Source organism: Streptomyces sp. NPDC058665 (genome assembly GCF_042714995.1).
Classification (GTDB): Bacteria; Actinomycetota; Actinomycetes; order Streptomycetales; family Streptomycetaceae; genus Streptomyces.
On the sequence record NZ_JBHXRX010000102.1, the window covers coordinates 1 to 18771 of the forward strand.

16 protein-coding genes and 1 pseudogene are annotated in these 18771 nt (G+C 72.3%); 13 read left to right on the forward strand and 4 right to left on the reverse strand.

The features are described 5' to 3' along the window. The first annotated feature begins 164 nt into the window (after positions 1–164). From ACFWV8_RS36380 to ACFWV8_RS36405, 6 genes and pseudogenes are all read left to right on the forward strand, one after another. A complete protein-coding gene (locus tag ACFWV8_RS36380) occupies positions 165–1394 on the forward strand; it encodes a DUF6777 domain-containing protein (RefSeq protein ID WP_384214460.1) in 1230 nt (409 codons plus the stop codon). Positions 1395–1484: 90 nt separating this feature from the next. Next, positions 1485–3590 (forward strand): SpoIIE family protein phosphatase, encoded by a 2106-nt coding sequence (locus tag ACFWV8_RS36385; protein ID WP_384214463.1) that lies wholly within the window; start codon positions 1485–1487, stop codon positions 3588–3590. An 83-nt stretch (positions 3591–3673) separates the two neighbouring features. Then, a pseudogene (locus tag ACFWV8_RS36390) lies at positions 3674–5098 on the forward strand (wax ester/triacylglycerol synthase family O-acyltransferase); the annotation flags it as partial. Between the two features lie 1712 nt (positions 5099–6810). Then, the gene (locus tag ACFWV8_RS36395) at positions 6811–7785 is read left to right on the forward strand and encodes an aldo/keto reductase (protein WP_384214465.1); all 975 of its coding nucleotides are present in this window, start codon (positions 6811–6813) and stop codon (positions 7783–7785) included. Beyond that, a complete protein-coding gene (locus tag ACFWV8_RS36400) occupies positions 7782–8648 on the forward strand; it encodes an amidohydrolase family protein (protein WP_384214467.1) in 867 nt (288 codons plus the stop codon). Before ACFWV8_RS36395 ends, ACFWV8_RS36400 begins: the two co-directional genes overlap by 4 nt. Positions 8649–8717: 69 nt before the next feature. Beyond that, the gene (locus tag ACFWV8_RS36405) at positions 8718–9584 is read left to right on the forward strand and encodes an Fpg/Nei family DNA glycosylase (protein WP_384214469.1); all 867 of its coding nucleotides are present in this window, start codon (positions 8718–8720) and stop codon (positions 9582–9584) included. A gap of 18 nt (positions 9585–9602) precedes the next feature. Here ACFWV8_RS36405 and ACFWV8_RS36410 read toward each other — a convergent pair whose 3' ends face one another. Continuing rightward, complete coding sequence (locus ACFWV8_RS36410) at positions 9603–10271, reverse strand: zf-HC2 domain-containing protein (protein ID WP_384214471.1); 669 nt, start codon at positions 10269–10271, stop codon at positions 9603–9605. A 102-nt stretch (positions 10272–10373) separates the two neighbouring features. Between ACFWV8_RS36410 and ACFWV8_RS36415 the strand changes: the two genes are divergently transcribed. The 4 genes from ACFWV8_RS36415 to ACFWV8_RS36430 all read left to right on the forward strand — a co-directional run bounded on the left by ACFWV8_RS36415 (position 10374) and on the right by ACFWV8_RS36430 (position 14273). Next, complete coding sequence (locus tag ACFWV8_RS36415) at positions 10374–11123, forward strand: LytTR family DNA-binding domain-containing protein (RefSeq protein ID WP_329378274.1); 750 nt, start codon at positions 10374–10376, stop codon at positions 11121–11123. 110 nt (positions 11124–11233) lie between these two features. Beyond that, on the forward strand, positions 11234–11596 hold the full coding sequence (locus ACFWV8_RS36420; protein ID WP_329378272.1) for a hypothetical protein: 363 nt from the start codon (positions 11234–11236) through the stop codon (positions 11594–11596). Further along, positions 11593–13080, forward strand: coding sequence for a cation acetate symporter (locus tag ACFWV8_RS36425; protein WP_384214474.1), 1488 nt, complete (start codon positions 11593–11595; stop codon positions 13078–13080). Before ACFWV8_RS36420 ends, ACFWV8_RS36425 begins: the two co-directional genes overlap by 4 nt. Beyond that, positions 13077–14273 (forward strand): histidine kinase, encoded by a 1197-nt coding sequence (locus ACFWV8_RS36430; RefSeq protein WP_329378268.1) that lies wholly within the window; start codon positions 13077–13079, stop codon positions 14271–14273. Before ACFWV8_RS36425 ends, ACFWV8_RS36430 begins: the two co-directional genes overlap by 4 nt. 58 nt (positions 14274–14331) lie before the next feature. Here the strand turns inward: ACFWV8_RS36430 and ACFWV8_RS36435 are convergent, their stop codons facing one another. Beyond that, entirely contained in the window at positions 14332–14877 is a 546-nt protein-coding gene (locus ACFWV8_RS36435; RefSeq protein ID WP_384214477.1) for a hypothetical protein, read from the reverse strand. A gap of 142 nt (positions 14878–15019) precedes the next feature. Here ACFWV8_RS36435 and ACFWV8_RS36440 point away from each other — a divergent pair, with 142 nt between their 5' ends. Further along, positions 15020–15184, forward strand: a complete 165-nt coding sequence (locus tag ACFWV8_RS36440; protein WP_384214485.1) for a zf-HC2 domain-containing protein — start codon at positions 15020–15022, stop codon at positions 15182–15184. Here ACFWV8_RS36440 and ACFWV8_RS36445 read toward each other — a convergent pair. Then, the gene (locus ACFWV8_RS36445; RefSeq protein WP_189108488.1) at positions 15121–15699 is read right to left on the reverse strand and encodes a sigma-70 family RNA polymerase sigma factor; all 579 of its coding nucleotides are present in this window, start codon (positions 15697–15699) and stop codon (positions 15121–15123) included. The two genes, ACFWV8_RS36440 and ACFWV8_RS36445, sit on opposite strands and share 64 nt — an antisense overlap. 271 nt (positions 15700–15970) lie before the next feature. On the opposite strand from ACFWV8_RS36445, the gene ACFWV8_RS36450 reads away from it, so the two are divergent. Next, positions 15971–17170: a CapA family protein gene (locus ACFWV8_RS36450; RefSeq protein ID WP_384214479.1), complete on the forward strand. Its 1200-nt coding sequence runs from the start codon at positions 15971–15973 to the stop codon at positions 17168–17170. A gap of 36 nt (positions 17171–17206) precedes the next feature. Here the strand turns inward: ACFWV8_RS36450 and ACFWV8_RS36455 are convergent, their stop codons facing one another. Further along, positions 17207–17668 carry a universal stress protein gene (locus ACFWV8_RS36455; protein ID WP_329378258.1) on the reverse strand — a complete coding sequence of 154 codons (462 nt, stop codon included), beginning with the start codon at positions 17666–17668 and terminating at the stop codon, positions 17207–17209. A gap of 182 nt (positions 17669–17850) precedes the next feature. Here ACFWV8_RS36455 and ACFWV8_RS36460 point away from each other — a divergent pair, with 182 nt between their 5' ends. Next, entirely contained in the window at positions 17851–18711 is an 861-nt protein-coding gene (locus ACFWV8_RS36460; protein ID WP_384214482.1) for a polysaccharide deacetylase family protein, read from the forward strand. Positions 18712–18771: the final 60 nt, after the last annotated feature.

Genomic DNA, 18771 nt, shown 5'->3' on the forward strand with positions numbered 1-18771 from the left:
GGCCGCGACCGCGGCCGGTCCGGCGCTCGTGCGTGGCGGGGTCACCCGTACGGCGGGGGTCCCCCGTCCGCCGCCCCCGCTTGCGGGGCGGTCCGGTGTCCGGCAGATGTGGAGGCACATCCGGAGGAGTCACATCCGGACGGGACGAACAGCTGGGAGACCCTGTGCGACGCCTATCCCTTCGCCCGCGGCACGCCGCCTTCGCCGCGCTGTCCGCCGGAATCCTGATCACCGCGGGCTGCGCCGAGGACAGCGTCGGCAAGGACGGACGGGCGGCGAAAGCGGCCCAGGCCGCGTCAGCCACCAAGGTCACCCTCCTGCCGCTCGGCACCTCCGGCCCCGATCCCTTCACCGAGTCGACCGCGGCGCCGATGCCGGACGCGGACCCCTCCCCGTCGCCGACGGCCGGGCCCGGCGAATCCGGCGCACCGGGCCGCCCCGCCTCCGGCTCCCAGGCGTCGCGCTCCATCTCGGGCGCCATCGCCGGGCTCTACGGCGGTACGAAGTCGGTCCCCAGCTGCGACGTCGACGCGCAGGCCCGCCACCTGACCGGGGACCGGGCCAAGGTCGCCGCCTTCGCCCGCGGGGCGGGCGTCGCGCCCACGTCCGTCCCGGCGTTCCTGCGCGGGCTCACCCCCGTCGTGCTGCGCGCCGACGTACGCGTCACCAGCCACGGCTACCGGCACGGAGCCGCCACCCCTCACCAGGCCGTACTCCAGAGCGGCACCGCGGTCCTCGTCGACGACCGCGGGCAGCCCAGGGTCCGCTGCGCCGGCGGGAACCCGCTGCGCCCTGCCGTCGGGCCGCGCGCCGACGCGGGCCACGAGGGCAAGGCGTGGAGCGGCTACCGGCCCGACCGCGTCGTCGTGGTCAGCGCCGGCACCCGGGTCCTGGCCTCCCTGGTGATCGTCAACAGCGTCGACAACACCTGGCTGGAGCGGAAGACCGGTACCGACGGCGACCAGGACAAGAAGCCCGCGGTACCGCCGCCGTACCCCCCGGACACCGACATCATCGACCCGTCGCTGGAGCCGCCCGCGCCGGACGCGCCGGACGACCGCGGCTCCGGCAGCCCGGACCCGGGACGCTCCGCACCGGCGGTCCTGGAGCCCGACGCCTCCGAGAGCGACCAGGCACCGTCGCCCGACTGCGTCACACCGGACGCCCCGGCGCCCGACGCGCCGTTGTCGGAGAGCCTGTCGGACTCGCCCGGCTGCTCCACCGAGCCGGACGAGCCCGACAGCGGCGTGGGCCCGGACTACCTGCCGATGTCCCCGGAGCGGTCCGGCCCCGACGCACCGCTCTACGGCGACGCGGGCGCGCCGGCGGACGAAGGCCTCACCCCGACGGCGGCCGAGGACGACACGGCGGGGACCGTCACCCTCCAGGGCTGAACGGCCGCGCCCACACGGGTCCCTCTCCCGTACACGCGCCTGGTCAGCCGACCGGTCGATATATCCGACAAATGATGACAGAGTGACTCCATGGTCGATCGGGAAGCGGGGCCCCCGTCGCTCCCCGACGACTGGCCCGCGAAGCCGGAACTGAGCCTGTCCCTCAACGGCATGGGCTGCTTCGACTGGGATCTCGACAGCGGACTGTTCCATCTGGACCGGGTGGCGCTGGAGATCCTCGATCTGCGCGCCGATGAATACGACGGCACGCGCGACAAGCTCCTGGAGCGCCTGCCGCCGGGGGAGCGCAGCCGGCTCGACGCCGTCGTCGGGGAGGCGCTCAGCAGCGGCAGCGGCGGCTACGGCGCCTACTTCCGGGTCCGGCGCCGTAACGGCACCCTGCGCTGGACCCATGGGCAGGGCTCGGTCCACCGCGACCGGGCCGGCCGCCCCAGCCGGCTCATCGGCATCATCCGCGACGCGACGCAGGAACTCGCCGACTCGATGGCACGGCTCGAACTCGACGAGGAACGCCGGCGGCGGACCAGTGTCGTCGAGGGCGCCACGGCCGCGCTCGCCCACGCCAGAACGGTCCAGGACGTCATCGACGCACTGAAGGAGTCCGACGGTCTCGAACACCTGGGCGCCTCCAGCGTGGTGATGGGCCTCCTCGACTCGGGCCGTATCCATCTGGTCGCCGAGGGGCCGACGGGCTCCTTTGTGCCGGGGACGCGCGTCACGCGGGTGGACGAGGAGTACCCGATGAGCGAGGTGATCCGCACGCTCTCGCCGCGGTTCATCGAGACCACGGAGGACTTCGCCGTCTCCTACCCGGGTCTCTGGCCGCACATCAGCCATCTCGGCATCACCTCGGCGGCCTATCTGCCACTGATCGCGCAGGGCCGCCCCATCGGGGCCATCGGGCTGCTCTACGGCGACAAGATCGGCTTCACGACGGAGGACCGCAACCTGCTGGTCGCCCTCGTCAGCGGCATCGCGCAGAGCCTCCAGCGCGCCGTCCTCTTCGAGCAGGAGCACGATCTCGCCGAGGGGCTCCAGCAGGCGATGCTGCCGCGCCGGATCCCGGCCGTGGAGGGCGCGGACATCGCGGTCCGCTACCGCTCGGCCCGGCTCGGCAGGGACATCGGCGGTGACTGGTACGACGTCATCCCGCTGCCGGGCGGCCGGGTCGGCGCCGTCATCGGAGACGTACAGGGCCATGACACCGACGCCGCGGCGGTGATGGGACAGCTGCGGATCGTGCTGCGGGCGTACGCGGCCGAGGGTCACACCCCGGCGACCGTGATGGCGCGGGCCTCGGTGTTCCTGTACGAACTCGACACCGACCGCTTCGCGACCTGCATCTACGCGGAGGCGGACCTGACCACGGGTGTCATCCGGATGGTGCGGGCCGGCCATGTCGACCCCATGGTCCGGGACACCGACGGCAGTTGCCGCCGGCTGCCCGCGGAGGGCGGGCTGCCGCTGGGACTCTCGGCGGAGTTCGGCCGGCTCGACTACCCCGTGAACACCGTCGAGTTGGACCCCGGCCAGATGCTGGTCCTCTACACCGACGGGCTGGTGGAGATGCCAGGCGCCGATCTCGACGAAGGCATGCAGAGACTGTCGGCCCTGATCGAGGACGGCCCGCGCGACCCCCAGGAACTGGCCGACCGGCTCTGCGCGGTGGTGGACGAGCGGGGCGGCGAGGACGACGTCGCGGTCCTGCTGATGCACCGTCGGGGCGCGTACGCCGGCAGGACCGGAGGCAGGCTCCAGCAGCACGTCGGGCAGAACGAGCCCGAGGCGCTGTCGTCGGCCCGTCATATGGTCCGCGCGGCCGTACGGGCCTGGGGCGCGCAGGGCCGCTCCGACGACATCGAGCTGGTGGCGGACGAGCTGATGACCAACGCGCTGACGCACACCGACGGCGACGCGACCGTGATCGTCCGGGTGCTGTCGAGGATGGAGCGGCGGCTGCGTCTTGAGGTAGAGGACCGGTCGAGCGCGCTGCCGCGGATCAGGGACGCGGGGGAGACGGGGGTCTCCGGGCGCGGTCTGGTCCTGGTGGACGTCCTGGCCGACGAGTGGGGTGTGGAGTCCCGCGGCAGCGGCAAGTGCGTCTGGGCCGAGTTCGTCATCTCGTCCCGGGCGGAGGCCGGGCCGGGCACCGGGCATTACAGTGACACTAACTGAACGTTACTACTTGATGCTTGACCGTAACCGACCGTCGGCGATTGACTTGCCGTCTCCACCCCTCCCCAAGACATGAGGCCCCCTTGACCACCGAGCTGCTGGCACCTCTCGATCTGGCCTTCTGGCATCTCGAATCCCCGGACCATCCGATGCATCTCGGCGCGCTCGCGGTCTTCGGGCCGGTGCCGGACCGCCTGGAGGCGGACGGTCCGGCCGCAGGGTCGGGCGCGCGGACCGCCCGCCCCGGCGACGAGGCGCTGCTGGAGCTGCTCGCCACCCGCGCGGCGGCCGTCCCCCGGCTCCGGATGCGGGTACGGGACGTGCTGCTGCCGGTGGGGGGCGCGGCCTGGAGCGTCGACAAGGACTTCGACGTACGCAGACACGTCAGACATCTGGAGCTGCCCCCCGGAGACTTCGCCGAGGAGACCACGCGGCTGGCCGGGGAGCTGATGGAACGGCCGCTGGAACGTGGCATTCCGCCCTGGGAGATGTACCTCCTGACTGGCGGCCCCGGGGCGGATTACGCACCCGAGGGGCGGCGGCCCTTCGCCGTACTCGTGAAACTGCACCACGCGCTCGCGGACGGCATGCGCGCGGTGGCCATCGGCGCGGGGATCTTCGATCAGATCGCCGACGCGCGCGCGGCCGGCGCCCGCCGAACCCGGCCCGCGTCGCCCCGGTCCTGGCTGCCCGGCCCCTGGCAGCTGGCGGACATCGCGCGGGACCGGGTCGGTGAGCTGGCGAGGGCGCTCGGGATCGGCGCGTCGATGGTTCGCGCGAGCCGGCTCGACCTGCGCGGTACGCCCGCGCTCACCGCGGGCTCCAGCGGCACGCGGAGGCTGGCCACGGCGGTGCTGGCGCTGGAGGACGTACGGGCGGTACGCAAGGCGCACGGCGGCACGGTGAACGACGTCCTGCTCGCCACGGTGGCGGGCGGGCTGCGGCGCTGGATGCTGGAGCGGGGCGAGCACCTGCCGGAAGGGTCCTCGGACCCGCGCGCGCTGGTGCCGGTCTCGGGGCGACGCCCGAGCCGGGCCCGGCAGAGCGCGGGCGGCGGCTCGGGTTCGGGCAATGTGCTCTCCGCGTACCTCGTGGGCCTGCCCGTCTCCGAGCCGGACGCACGGGCCAGGCTGGCGGCGGTACGGCGGGTCATGGACCGCAACAAGAAGGACGGCCCGACGCGTGGCGCGGGAGCGCTGGCCGTGATCGCCGACCAACTCCACCCCTTGGCGCACCGCCTCGGCGCGCCTCTCGCGTCCAACGCGGCCCGGATCCTCTTCGACATCCTGGTGACGAGCGTCCCCCTCCCACGCACGACGCTCTCGTTCGCGGGCTGCCCGCTGCGCGAGGTCTACCCCATGGCACCGCTGGCCCGCGGCCAGTCCCTGGCGGTGGGCCTGACGACCTACGGCGGCCAGGTCCACGTGGGCCTGGTGGCCGACGGCAAGGCGGTACCGGACCTGGACGGCCTGGCGAAGAACATGAACGATGAGCTGAACGAACTGCTCACCACGATGCCGCCGCACGAACGCCCGACCCCGAGCGCACCTACACCGCGCGCGGAACCGGGACTCATCCCCGACCCCGTCAAACGGGCGTCTCGCACGAAGACCCCGGCCAAGCCTGCGGCGCACGACGAGGGGCACGCCGTGGTAGCGTTGGTTTCCGACGTGTCGTCGGCCGAACCGGCGAGGGTTTCTGACCGCGCGAGCGTCGAGCCTGCGGGTCTTACCGAAGCCGCATTGACGGCGAGCGGTGCGGCGGCGTCTGCCAGCTCGGCGACGAGCGTTCCGCCTGCGGCGCCCGCCAAACCGGCGAGGCCCTCGAACCGCGCGTCTCGCGCCAAAGCCGCGCCGAGCGCGGCCGAGCGTGCGGTGCACGATGAGCGGTCAGCCGTAGCTGCGTTGGCTTCTGATCGTGCGGCTCGCGCCAAGGTGCCGAAGGTCAAGCCTGCGGCTCCTGCGGAAGCCGCATTGGCGGCGAGCGATTCGGCGGCGCCTGCCGGATCGGCGTTGTCTGTTGCGCCTGCGGCGCCCGTCGAGGGGTCTGCAGAGTCGGCGAGGGTCTCTGACCGTGCGGCTGGCGCCGAGGTGTCGAAGGCCAAGCCTGCGGTCCCCGCCGGAGCCGCGCCGACCGCGGGTGAGCCTGCGGTGCCTGCCAGCTCCGCGCTGGCCGTTGCGCCTGCGGCGCGCGACGAGGGGCACGCCGTGGTGGCGTTGGTTTCCGACGCGCCGTCTGCCGAACGGCCGGCTGAACCTGCGAGGGCTTCTGACCGTACGGCTCGCGCCAAGTCGCCGACCGCCAAGCCTGAGGTGCCTGCCAGCTCGGCGTTGATCGTTGCACCAACGGTGCCCGTTGAGGGGTCTGCAGAGTCGGCGAGGGTTTCTGTCCGTGCGGCTCGCGCCGACGTGTCGAAGGTCAAGCCTGCGGTCCCCGCCGGAGCCGTGCCGACGGCGGGCGAGCCTGCGGTGCCTGCCAGCTCGGCGTTGTCTGTTGCACCAACGGTGCCCGTTGAGGGGTCTGCAGAGTCGGCGAGGGTTTCTGATCGTGCGGCTCGCGCCGACGTGTCGAAGGTCAAGCCTGCGGTCCCCGCCCGAGCCGTGCCGACGGCGGGCGAGCCTGCGGTGCCTGCCAGCTCGGCGTTGTCTGTTGCGCCTGCGGCGCCCGTCGAGGGGTCTGCAAAGTCGGCGAGAGTTTCTGATCGTGCGGCTCGCGCCAAGGCGCCGACCGTCAAGCCTGCGGCTCCTGCAAAAGCCGCATTGGCCGCGGGCGAGCGTGCGGCGCCTGCGGCGCGCGAGGAGCGGGCTGTCGTAGCGGCGTTGGTTTCCGACGCCGTGTGCGGCGAACCGGCGCGAAGCGAATCGGCAGCGCCCGCCGGGCGGTCGGTCGGACTCCAGGCGAGCGATTCACCGGCGTCAGCCGAGCCGGCCTTGGTCCCCGGCCTCGCGGCTCGCGTCGAACCGCCCGAGACCGCAACCGCGCCTGCGGCGCACGCCGAGCGGACCGCCGTCGAAACCGGACCCCCCACCCAGCTCACCCTCGTCGCCGAACCCGACGTCGTCCAACTCGCCCGATAGGTCCGACAATTCGGCTCTGTCGGCGCCGTCGCGTGGTGGTCCCGCAGCCCCGGCCACCACGCACTTCGCCCGCCCAAAAGTGTTGACGCCACCCCAGTCATCCGATGAATATTCTCGGTGTCAACTTCGGGAGGCACAGCGCAATGCGGCAGAACACCCTCGGACGCGGCGAGGTCGGCGTGTCCGAGCTCTCCTTCGGATCCGCCGGGATCGGGAATCTCTACACCCCCGTCGAACCCGACCAGGCCGCCGCGGCGGTCGATGCCGCCTGGGGCGCGGGCATACGTTACTTCGACACCGCGCCGCACTACGGTCTCGGCCTCGCCGAGCGTCGCGTCGGGGAGGCACTGCGGGGCCGGCCCCGGGGCGACTACACGCTGTCGACCAAGGTGGGGCGGCTCCTTGAGCCCCTGCCGTTCGCGGACGGTGACGACCTCGACAACGGCTTCGCCGTGCGCGCCACGCACCGTCGCGTGTGGGACTTCAGCGCCGACGGCGTACGGCGCGGTATCGACGACAGCCTGGAGCGGCTCGGCACCGACCGGATCGACATGGTCTACCTCCACGATCCGGACGACCACGTCGCCGAGGCCCTGACGCAGGCCTACCCCGCGCTGGAGCGGCTGCGCGCCGAGGGAGTCGTCGGTGCGATCGGGGCCGGGATGAACCAGACCGGCGTGCTCACCCGGTTCCTGCGGGACACCGACGTCGACGTCGTCCTGTGCGCCGGCCGCTACACGCTCCTCGACCAGTCCGCCCTCGCCGAACTGCTCCCCGAGGCCGCCGCGCGCGGCCGGAGCGTGATCGTCGGCGGCGTCTTCAACTCCGGGCTGCTCGCCGACCCGCGACCGGGCGCGACCTACGACTACGCGGCAGCGCCGCCCGCCCTCCTGGAGCGCGCCCTGCGTATCAAGTCCGTCGCCGAGCGGCACGGCGTCCCCCTGCGCGCCGCCGCCATCGCCTACCCCCTTCGTCATCCGGCCGTCGCGAGCGTCCTCGTGGGGACGCGCTCCCCGGGCGAGGTCCAGGACGCCGCGGAGATGTATGGCCGTTCGGTCCCCGACGCGCTCTGGGACGAGCTGCGTGCCGAGGGCCTGCTGGAGGGCGACGTCCGATGAACCGGCAGCCGACCACCTCCGCGCCCGTCGTGGACGCCCACCACCACGTGTGGGACCTGTCCGTACGCGACCAGGACTGGATCACCGGTCCAGCCATGGCGCCCATCCGGCGGAACTTCACCGTCGCCGACCTCGCCCCCGAGGCCCGCGCCGCCGGTGTCGGTGCCACCGTGCTCGTCCAGACCGTCACGGTCCCCGAGGAGACCCCCGAATTCCTCGCACTCGCCGACGCCAACGAGCTGATCGCCGGTGTCGTCGGCTGGACCGACATCACCGCCCCCGACGTCGCCGACACCCTCGCCGCGCTGCGCGCGCTGCCCGGCGGCGACAAGCTCGTGGGAATCCGCCACCAGGTCCAGGGCGAGCCCGACCCCGAGTGGCTGCTGCGTCCCGGCGTACGGCACGGGCTCGCCGCCGTGGCCGCCGCCGGGCTCGCGTACGACCTGATCGTCCTGCCGCACCAGCTGCCGGCGGCCACCGCGGTCGCCGCACTGCTGCCCCAGCTGACCTTCGTACTCGACCACCTCGGCAAGCCGCCCATCGCCTCCGGCGGCCTCGACCCCTGGGCCGGCCACATCCGCGCGCTGGCCGCCCGGCCCAACGTCGTGTGCAAGCTCTCCGGCATGGTCACCGAGGCCGAGTGGGACTCCTGGACGGCCGACACGCTGCGCCCGTACACCGAGACCGTGCTCGACGCGTTCGGCTCCGCGCGCCTGATGTTCGGCTCGGACTGGCCGGTCTGCCGATTGGCCGCCAGTTACGGCGAGGTCGTGGACGTCACCCGCGAGCTGACCGCCGGCCTGAGCGGGAACGAACGGCGGGCGGTCTTCGGCGGGACGGCCACCACGGTCTACGGCCTCTGACCAGCGGCTCCGGCCCCCTCGTGCCATGCCCACCCGGCGTTTGCCCCGGCGGTGCGGCACCCTGGGGGCATGCCCGAAGTTCCCGAAGTCGAAGCGCTGCGAGAGTTCCTCGACGGCCATCTGGTCGGCAAGGAGATCGTTCGCGTCCTGCCCCTGACGATCAACGTCCTGAAAACCTACGACCCCCCGCTCGCCGCCCTGGCCGGCACCACCGTCAGCGCGATCGAGCGCCACGGCAAGTGGCTCGACATCGTGGCGGGCGACTCCGGCCTGCACCTCGCGGTCCATCTGGCCCGCGCGGGCTGGCTGCGCTGGAAGGACGAGTTCCCGCCGGCCCCGCCACGTCCCGGGAAGGGCCCGCTCGCGCTGCGGACGGTGCTCGCCGATGGCGACGGGTTCGACCTGACCGAGGCGGGTACCACCAAGCGGCTCGCCGTCCATCTCGTACGGGACCCCTTCGAGGTCCCGGCCATCGCGACCCTCGGTCCCGACCCGCTCCACGACGCCTTCGACCGGGACGCGCTCGCCGCACTGTTCACGGGCGAGCGGCGGCAGCTCAAGGGCGCCCTGCGGGACCAGCGGCTGATCGCGGGCATCGGCAACGCCTACAGCGACGAGATCCTTCACGCGGCGAAGATGTCGCCCTTCAAGCCGGTCCAGAATCTGACCGACGACGAGATCACCGTCCTGTACGACGCCATGCGCTCGACGCTGAACTCGGCGATCGAGCGTTCGCGCGGCGTCGCGGCGGGCCGGCTGAAGGCCGAGAAGAAGAGCGGTCTGCGGGTGCACGGTCGGGCCGGTGAGGAGTGTCCGGTCTGCGGCGACACCATCAGGTCGGTCTCGTTCGCCGACTCCTCGCTCCAGTACTGCCCGACCTGCCAGACCGGCGGCAAACCGCTGGCCGACCGCACGACATCACGCTTTCTCAAATAGCCCCACGGCGCGCCCCCGTCACCCGCCCCGTACCGTCATCAGCCGGTGCCCGGCCGCCGTCCGCACCTCGAACCGGTCGATCTCGTACGGCCGCAGCGCGGCGCCGCCCCAGGTGACCATCGGGCCCCCGCCGTCCCCACGGGCGGACCAGGTCATCACGGTCTCCTCCGACCCGTCACGGCCCACGGCCACCAGCTCGCACACCCCGGCCGCCGTCGACTTCGACAGCTCCAGGGCGACATCCGTGCCCCAGCCCTTCTCCGCCGCCGTCACGACGGCCGCCGTCCCGGTCCTGCGGTCCGTCGCCGTCCACCGCTCGGCGGTCGGTGCCGCCGGGGAGCCGCCGTCGCCCCGCGTCTCGACGACCGCGAACGGGCCGCCCACCGCGATCACCACCGCCGCGGCCACCAGCGCCAGCCGTCGTCTTCGGCTCAGCCGCCGCCGGGCCGCCGTCCCTTCGAGCATCCGGTGCAGCAGCTCGGGCCCCGCCGACACGAAGGGAGCCACCCGCGGGGGCGTCTGCCGCGTGTACTCGTCGAGCTGACCCCTCACCCCGCCGAAATCCCCCAACAGCAGTGTGCACCGGGGGCAGTCCATGAGATGGTCCTCGAAACGGAAAGCATCGGCAGCGTCGAGCACGCCGAGCGCGTAGGCGCCGACGTCGCGATGGATCTCCGGGGTCCGCATGCCCCCTCATACGGTGCGGGAAGGCAAAACACTCAAGCCCGCCTGCTTATCCACATCACGGTCCGGACTCAGCGGGTCCCGGAGCCCTTAAACTTCCCCGTCATGCTGCGTGTACTGGCCGTGGACGACGAAGAGCCGGCCCTCGAAGAGCTGCTGTACCTTCTCCGCGCCGACCCACGGATCCGCGGCGCCGAGGGCGCCACCGGCGCGACCGAGGCGCTGCGCCGTATCGGAGCCGCACTGGACGCGGGTCCCGACGACCCGGCCGCCGTCGACGTCGTCTTCCTCGACATCCACATGGCGGGACTGACCGGACTCGACGTCGCCAAGCTCCTGGCGGGTTTCGCCCAGCCCCCACTGATCGTTTTCGTCACCGCCCACGAGGGCTTCGCCGTCCAGGCGTTCGACCTCAAGGCCGTCGACTACGTCCTCAAACCCGTCCGCAGGGAGCGGCTGGCCGAGGCCGTGCGCCGCGTCGCCGAACTGGTGGGGGAGCGCGGCCCCGTCGTCGACACCTCCACCGACCAGATCCCGGTCGAGCTCGGCGGAGTGACCCGCTTCGTCCCCGTCGCCGACATCGTCTACGCGGAGGCCCAGGGCGACTACGCCAGACTCCACACCGACACCGGCAGCCATCTGGTCCGAATCCCGCTCACCACCCTGGAGGAGCGCTGGCGCTCCCGCGGTTTCGTACGGATCCACCGCCGCCATCTCGTCGCCGTGGCCCGGATCGACGAACTGCGCCTGGACGCCGGCGCCATGAGCGTGCGCGTCGGTGACGCGGAACTGGCCGTCAGCAGGCGGCACGCCAGAGCCGTACGCGATCTCCTGATGCGGCTGCCCGGCCGCTGACCAGGCTCTTCACCGGGCGGAGCAGGGGTGTGCCGGGGGTTCCATCCGGCTTGACGATCTGCTTACACTCCGGCCCTGGCACGACCGAGGTACGAGGGGGAGAAGACAGCATGACCGCGGAATCCGCCCCCAAGCGCGAGGTCGTCACCGGCGAACCCCGCCGGGTGCGCCCGCTGCCCCGCTATCGAGCCCAGGCCGAGATCGACGAGCAGACCGCGCTCGGCGACGCCTATGTCCGTTCGCTCATGCGCGGCCAACTCCGGGCGGGGCTCACCGCGTTCGCGCTGCTGGCCACGGTCGTCGGCACGCTCCCGCTCGCCTTCGCCGCGCTGGGGGACCCCACCGTCGTCTGGGTGGTGCTCGGGGTCGCCGCCTATCCGCTGCTGACCCTGCTGGCCTGGTGGTACGTGCGGCGTGTCGAGCGCAACGAGCGGGACTTCGCTCGGCTGGTGAAGGGCCGGCCGCTGCCGTGAGCCAGAGCTACACGGTGACGGCCGTCGCCGTCGTCGTGGTCGCCACCGTCCTCGTCGGCGGTTTCGGCCTGCGCATATCCCGCACCACCTCCGACTTCTACGTGGCCTCCCGCACCGTGCGCCCCGGCCTCAACGCCGCCGCGATCAGCGGCGAGTATCTGTCCGCCGCCTCGTTCCTCGGCATCGCCGGCCTGCTCCTGCTGCACGGCCCCGACATGCTCTGGTACCCGGTCGGCTACACCGCCGGCTATCTTGTCCTGCTGATCTTCGTCGCCGCCCCGCTCCGGCGCTCCGGCGCCTACACCCTCCCCGACTTCGCCGAGGGGCGTCTGGAGTCCCGCCCCGCGCGGCGCGTGGTCAGCGTGCTGGTCGTCGGTGCCGGCTGGCTCTATCTGGTGCCCCAACTCCAGGGCGCGGGCCTCACGCTGGAGATCCTGACCGGCGCGCCCAACTGGTTCGGCGCCGTCCTCGTCGCGGTCGTCGTGGTGGTCGCCGTCGCCGCGGGCGGCATGCGCAGCATCACCTTCGTACAGGCCTTCCAGTACTGGCTCAAACTCACGGCCCTGCTCGTCCCCGCGATCTTCCTGCTGCTCGCCTGGCAGGGCGACGGACGGCCCGCGATCGACTTCGACCTCACCGAGATGTCAAGCCGCGCGGACCACCCGATGTACGCGACGTACGGACTGATCGTCTCCACCTTCCTCGGCACCATGGGCCTGCCGCACGTCGTGGTCCGCTTCTACACCAGCCCCAACGGCCGGGCGGCCCGCCGGACCACCGTCGGGGTGCTCGCCCTGATCGGCGGCTTCTATCTGCTGCCGCCGGTGTACGGCGCGCTCGGGCGGCTGCACGCGCCCGCGCTCGACCTCGGTACGGACGCCGACGCCGCCGTCCTGCTGCTGCCCGATCTGGTCATCGGCGGCACGGCGGGCGATCTGCTCGGCGCGCTCGTCGCGGGTGGCGCCTTCGCCGCGTTCCTGTCCACCGCGTCCGGTCTGACCATGGCCGTCGCCGGGGTGCTCACCCAGGACGTGCTGCCCTCACGCGGCGTACGGCATTTCCGGCTGGCGACCCTGCTCGCCATCCTCGTACCGCTCGGCGGCTCGCTGCTGATGAGCGGCATGCCGGTGGCGGACGCCGTCGTGATGGCCTTCGCCGTCTCCGCGTCGTCGTTCTGCCCGCTGCTGGTGCTCGGCATCTGGTGGCGGCGGCTCACCCCGCCCGGCGCTATCGCGGGGCTGCTGCTCGGCGGCGGATCGGCGCTGGTGGCCATCGTGATCACGGTCAGCGGCGCCGTACGGTCGGGCTGGCCGCAGGCCCTGCTCGCCTGGCCCGCCGTCTGGTCGGTCCCCGTCGGCTTCCTCGCGATGATTTTGGTCTCGCTGGCCACCCAGTCGCGGATACCACCGGGGACCAAGGCCGCCATGACCCGTTTCCATCTGCCGGAGGCCCTGATGCCCGGTGCCAGGGGAGGCCCCCGATGAGCGGAGCGGCCCTCGCCGTACTGATCGTGCTCGGCCCGCTGCTGCTCGCGGCGGGCTATGTGCTCGGCCGCCGTACCGGACGCGGGCGCCCCGACCGGACCAGCGACGTCGGTACGCCCGTCGAGCACGCCACCTTCGAGACCCTGCACACCGCGTCGCTCGCCGCGCCGCCCCTGCGCGCCGGACTCACCGAGGAGAGCGCGGGCAAGGCCGCCCGCAGGCTGCGCTCGATGCTGGGGACCGACGCGCTCTGCCTCACCGACCGGGACCGGGTGCTCGCCTGGGACGGCCTCGGCGAGCACCACGGCAAGCATGTGATGGACCACGTCCAGACCCTGCTTGGAAGCGGACGCGGCACCGCCTTCCCGAGCGGCTGCGGCGATCTGGACTGCCCGCTGCGCTGGGCCGTCGCCGCGCCGCTGACCGTCGACCACCGGGTGCTCGGCACCCTCGTCGCCTACGCGCCACGGGAGTCGGCGGTCCTCGCACGGGCTGCGGGCGAGGTCGCCCGCTGGGTCTCCGTACAGCTCGAACTCGCCGAACTCGACCGCTCCCGCACCCAGTTGATCGAGGCGGAGATCAAGGCACTGCGCGCCCAGATCTCACCGCACTTCATCTTCAACTCGCTTGCCGCCATCGCCTCGTTCGTCCGCACCGATCCCGAGCGCGCCCGTGAACTGCTCCTGGAATTCGCAGACTTCACCCGCTACTCGTTCCGCAGGCACGGGGACTTCACCACCCTCGCCGACGAACTGCACTCCATCGACCAGTACTTGGCACTCGTCCGGGCGCGCTTCGGTGACCGTCTCTCGGTCACCCTCCAGGTCGCGCCCGAGGTGCTGCCGGTCGCCATGCCGTTCCTCTGTCTTCAGCCGCTCGTGGAGAACGCCGTCAAACACGGCCTCGAAGGCAAGATCACGATGAGCCACATCACCATCAGCGCGCTCGACGCCGGATCGGAGGCGGAGGTCGTGATCGAGGACGACGGGGTGGGCATGGACCCGGAGCGGCTGCGCCGCATCCTGCGCGGCGAGGGAGGGCTGTCCACGGGCATCGGACTGCTCAACGTGGACGAGCGGCTGCGGCAGGTCTACGGGGACGACTACGGGCTCGTCATCGAGACGGGGGTGGGGGCGGGAATGCGGATCGCGGTACGGATCCCCAAGTACCGCGCGGGTGTGCACGGCACCTGAACCGGCCTCAGGAGCAGGGCAGCGCAGGGGAGTTCAGGGGCGAGAGGGGGCAACGGCCTCAGAACAGATGTATCGCCAGATGCCCCAGCGGCAGCCCCAGCTGCCATGCCGGGGTCCACACCTGCGGTCCCTCCTCCTCGTGCCCCTCCGCGCCCGCGTCACCGTCGGCGCGCGGGTCACCGCCCTGCGCCCCCATCGCGTCGAGATCCGGCGCCAGCAGTTCGGTCTCCTCCAGCCACCGCCAGGCGGCCAGGGCCAGCTCCAGATCCGGGTCGGGGCCCGCGGCCCCGGTCCGTTCCGCCTGGAAGGCGCGGGTCTCCAGCAGGTCGAGCTGGTGACAGACCCATTCACGCCAACCGGTGCCGTACGCGGTCAGTGTCCGCCACTCGGCCATCCGCGCCACCCCGCCGACGCCGCCGACCGGTCCGTCGGACAGGAAGATGGTCAGGGCCAGGGCGTCGCGGCCGGCCCGGTACTCAAGTGTGGTGGGCGGCATCAGGTCGCCGGTGCGCAGCAGTTCGTCGGCGACGTACTCCGCGGACATCCATGCCATGGGGACGAGCAGGCCGCCACCACGGCCTTCGTCATGACGTTCCGGACGCATTGTTTTCCGCCTTCCTTCCTCTCCGGGGACGCTGCTTCACCGAGCATTGAACCGGCGGCCGGTGCCCAGCGTGGCCAGAAGAGCAGGATCGGACAGCGGACCGGAGGCGATTGTGACGAGTGAGGCCGGCGGTGACCCGCATGTGCGGTCGCAGCTCGGTGCCTACGCGCTGGGAGGGCTCACGCCAGATGAGGACCGGCTGATCGCCGAGCACCTGGACGGTTGTCCCAGGTGCGCCGCCCACTATGCGGAGGTGGCCGATGGCGCGGCGCTCCTCGCACTCTTCGACGAGGAGGACCTGTGGTAGCCCGGCAGCGAGCGGCCGAGGGCGCGCAGCGCGTAGTAGGAGCGGGACTTGACGGTTCCGGCCGGTATGCCAAGCACCTGCGCGGCCTCGACGACGCTCAGGCCCTTGAAGTAGATCTGGGCGAGCACGGCGCGGTGCTCAGGGCTCAGCGACTTCACCGCCTGCCGTACGTCGAGCGCGGCGACGGACCGCTCCGTGGGATCGCCGGGTTCCGGAGTGGCTTCGAGTACGCCGTCGCTGACTTCCGCCGGGCGGGCCAGACGTGAGCGGCGGGCGTCGATCGCCAGCCGGCGGCCCACGGTGAAGAGCCAGGGCCGCATGGACTCGTAGGGGCCCTCGAACGCCTCGGGGTGCTGCCAGGCGCGGACCAGTGTCTCCTGGAGCAGGTCCTCGGCGCGCTGCCGGTCGCCGTAGGTCAGACCGAGCAGGAAGTGGAGCAGCGCGGCGCCGTGCTCGCGCTGCAACTCCGCCAGCGCCCGCTCGTCGGTCGTCGCCGTGGCCGTGGCGGTGGTCATCGTGAACGTCCCTTCTCGCGGGGGTCCGGGTGTTCGGCGTCGTCGCCGTTGGCGTATCGGAACGCATCCGGTACGTCCGGGGACAGACGGCTCACAAGGGTCTGCGACGAGCGGTCGCTCCGCGCGGCGAGTGGTGCGGTGAACGGTTCGGCCGATCCGCTTCATCCCTTTCGGGTGCTTCACCGGTTCGGGAGCATTAGTCGTACTAATATGACGATATGTATGCGTTGACCGTTTGGTCGCCTTCCTCATCCATGAAGGAGCCTGACCGATGACGACGCGCATGCGACACGGAGCGGTGGCCGCCGCCGCCCTGCTGCTCGCCACGGCCGCGGGATGCGGCGGAGGCGACTCCGGCTCCGACTCCGAGCTGCCCGTCAGGAGTGGCACCGGGCTCGGCTCGTCGGCGAGCGGCGAGGCGGGCAAGCGGGGCGGATTCACGCTCGTCGCCTCCGGGGACGTCCTGCCGCACGACTCCGTCATCGCACGGGCCAACGTCGACGCGGGTGGCACCGGGCACAACTTCGTACCGATGCTCTCCGGGGTGAAGTCCGTCGTCTCCGCCGCCGATGTCGCGATCTGCCACATGGAGACGGTGTACGGCCCCGACGGCGGACCCTTCACCGGCTACCCGTCGTTCAAGTCGCCGCCCGAGGTCGCCACCGCGCTCAGGGCGACCGGCTACGACTCCTGCTCCACCGCCTCCAACCACACCCTGGACGCCGGCGCCGACGGCATCACCCGTACCCTCGGCGCGCTCGACAAGGCCGGTGTCAAGCACGTGGGCTCGGCGCGCTCGGCCGACGAGGACACCCGGCCCGCGCTGCTCGAAGCCGGCGGCGCGAAGATCGCCCAACTGGCTTACACCTACGACACCAACGGCATCCCGCTGCCCGCCGGACAACCGTGGGCCGTCGACCTCATCGACGAGGAGAAGATCGTCGCCGACGCGCGCGCCGCACGCGCTGCGGGCGCCGACGTCGTCGTGGTGAGCATGCACTGGGGCACGGAGTGGCAGGAGGCGCCGGACGAGAGGCAGTTGGACCTCGGCCGGCGGCTCACCGCGTCCGCGACCGACGGCCGTCCCGACATCGACCTGATCGTCGGTACGCACGTCCATGTCCCGCAGGCGTACGAGAAGGTCAACGGCACCTGGATCATCTACGGCATGGGCGACCAGATCGCCGGCGAGATGACCAACAACGCCGGACAGCACGACCCGCGCGGCACCCAGGGCTCGATCGGCCGGTTTATCTTCGCGCCGCCGGCGGCCAAGGGGGAGCGCTGGCCGGTGACGAAGGCGGAGTTCATTCCGCAGACCATGGACAACAACGCCGGACGCGTGGTCAATCTGTCGCGGGTGCGGGACAACGACCCGGCGAGGGACGGCTACCGGGCCACGCGCTCCGCGATCGAGGCGGCGGTACTCTCTCGCGGCGCCGCCAAGGACGGTCTGACGATGGGCCGTTGACACCCGGCCGACACCCGGCACCCATCGACCGTCGCCCTACGGAACGACCGTCACCGGCCACCGGCCCGCCTTGACCAGCCGCACCGCCACCGAGCCGATGAACCGGTGCCCGGCCGACTCCGACGCGCCCACCACCACGGCGTCCGCCTTCAGGTCGTCGGCCGCGGTGACCAGCCCGTTGTACGGGTCGCCGCGCAGCGTGTGGAACTCCCAGCGGACGTCCCATATGCCCTTGACCCGCTCCGCGTTGGCGCGGATCTCCTCGGCGAGACTCTCGGCGATCTCCTCGGTCGTGTCGGCGACCGGGGCCCCGAGGGCGGCGCCCGACGGCAGCAGCGGCTGCACGTACACGACGGCGAGAAGGGCGTTCTGCCGCCGGGCGAGACCACCGGCGTACGACGCCGCGCGCAGCGACGACTCGGAGCCGTCCACACCGGCGACGATCACCTTGGGGCCGTCCGTGCCACGCTCGAAGGGGGAGGGCTGCTGATCCGTCACGGCAGAGAGGCTATCGGCTCCCGGGAGAGCCGCCCAGGCGGGTGGCCGGGGTGAAGTCCCCGGTAGGCCTCCATCGGAGTGCGGTCCGGCCGAAGCTCATCGGCTCATCCCATCGGGTGCTTTCCCGGCCCTCCACGGTGTCGCTGAGGGACAGGACGCACCGGCCGTGCGAGCCATTGGCCATGGACGCCATCACAAAGAACCAGATGATTCCGGGGCGCCGGGCCGTGCTGCGTATCGCGGCCGTCCTCGGGACCGTCGGGCTGACCCGGCTGCTCACCGCGGGAGAGGCCCACACCCCCGGGCGTCCGGCGACCGAGGGCCCGCCGGGGGGCTCCCCGGCGGCGGGACCGCGGGCCGCGGCCCTGCCCCGGTCGCCGTCCTCCTACCGGCTGAGTCCCATGACCGATTTCCAGCCGCCCGCGTACCGTCCCGCCAAGCTTCCCGTACGCCGCGAGCCCTTACTGGAACTGCCGGAGCTGGGCCGCTCGATGGTCCTCACCTTCGACGACGGGCCCGACCCCCGCTACACCCCCGGCATCCTGAAGACGCTGCGCAGACACGACGTACGGGCGATGTTCTTCGTCTGCGGCGGCATGGCCACGGGCCGGCGCGACCTGCTGCGCGAGATCGCCGACGACGGGCACATCGTCGGCAACCACTCCTGGTCCCACCCGGAGCTGCCGAAGCTGCGGCCGGGCGGGATCCGCTCGGAGATGGAGCGCACCAGCGAGGTGATCGAGCGGACGCTGGGCCGGCCACCGGCCTGGTTCCGCGCCCCGTACGGTGCCTGGAACCGGCACACCTTCGAGATCGGCGCCGACCTCGGTATGGAGCCGCTCGCCTGGAGCCTCGACACCCTCGACTGGGAGTCGCCGGGCACCGGGAAGATCGTCCGCAGAGTGATCGACCAGGCGGCGCCCGGGGCGGTCGTGCTGTCGCACGACGCGGGCGGCGACCGCTCGCAGAGCGTGGCCGCGCTCCGGGACTATCTGCCCCGGCTGCTGCGGCGGGGGTACGGCATCACCGTGCCGAGACCGTGACGACCCTGACGGCGGTGGTGGGGGGGGGGGGGGGGGCCCGCCCCCCCCCCCCCCCCCCCC

Bases quoted from the DNA above. Each gene is read 5' to 3' on its own strand.
- ACFWV8_RS36405 (WP_384214469.1), top strand. From the start codon at position 8,718: ATGCCCGAAGTTCCCGAAGTCGAAGCGCTGCGAGAGTTCCTCGACGGC.
- ACFWV8_RS36450 (WP_384214479.1), top strand. From the start codon at position 15,971: ATGACGACGCGCATGCGACACGGAGCGGTGGCCGCCGCCGCCCTGCTG.
- ACFWV8_RS36430 (WP_329378268.1), top strand. From the start codon at position 13,077: ATGAGCGGAGCGGCCCTCGCCGTACTGATCGTGCTCGGCCCGCTGCTG.
- ACFWV8_RS36400 (WP_384214467.1), top strand. From the start codon at position 7,782: ATGAACCGGCAGCCGACCACCTCCGCGCCCGTCGTGGACGCCCACCAC.
- ACFWV8_RS36385 (WP_384214463.1), top strand. From the start codon at position 1,485: ATGGTCGATCGGGAAGCGGGGCCCCCGTCGCTCCCCGACGACTGGCCC.
- ACFWV8_RS36415 (WP_329378274.1), top strand. From the start codon at position 10,374: ATGCTGCGTGTACTGGCCGTGGACGACGAAGAGCCGGCCCTCGAAGAG.
- ACFWV8_RS36410 (WP_384214471.1), bottom strand. From the start codon at position 10,271: ATGCGGACCCCGGAGATCCATCGCGACGTCGGCGCCTACGCGCTCGGC.
- ACFWV8_RS36395 (WP_384214465.1), top strand. From the start codon at position 6,811: ATGCGGCAGAACACCCTCGGACGCGGCGAGGTCGGCGTGTCCGAGCTC.
- ACFWV8_RS36445 (WP_189108488.1), bottom strand. From the start codon at position 15,699: ATGACCACCGCCACGGCCACGGCGACGACCGACGAGCGGGCGCTGGCG.
- ACFWV8_RS36460 (WP_384214482.1), top strand. From the start codon at position 17,851: ATGGACGCCATCACAAAGAACCAGATGATTCCGGGGCGCCGGGCCGTG.
- ACFWV8_RS36420 (WP_329378272.1), top strand. From the start codon at position 11,234: ATGACCGCGGAATCCGCCCCCAAGCGCGAGGTCGTCACCGGCGAACCC.
- ACFWV8_RS36435 (WP_384214477.1), bottom strand. From the start codon at position 14,877: ATGCGTCCGGAACGTCATGACGAAGGCCGTGGTGGCGGCCTGCTCGTC.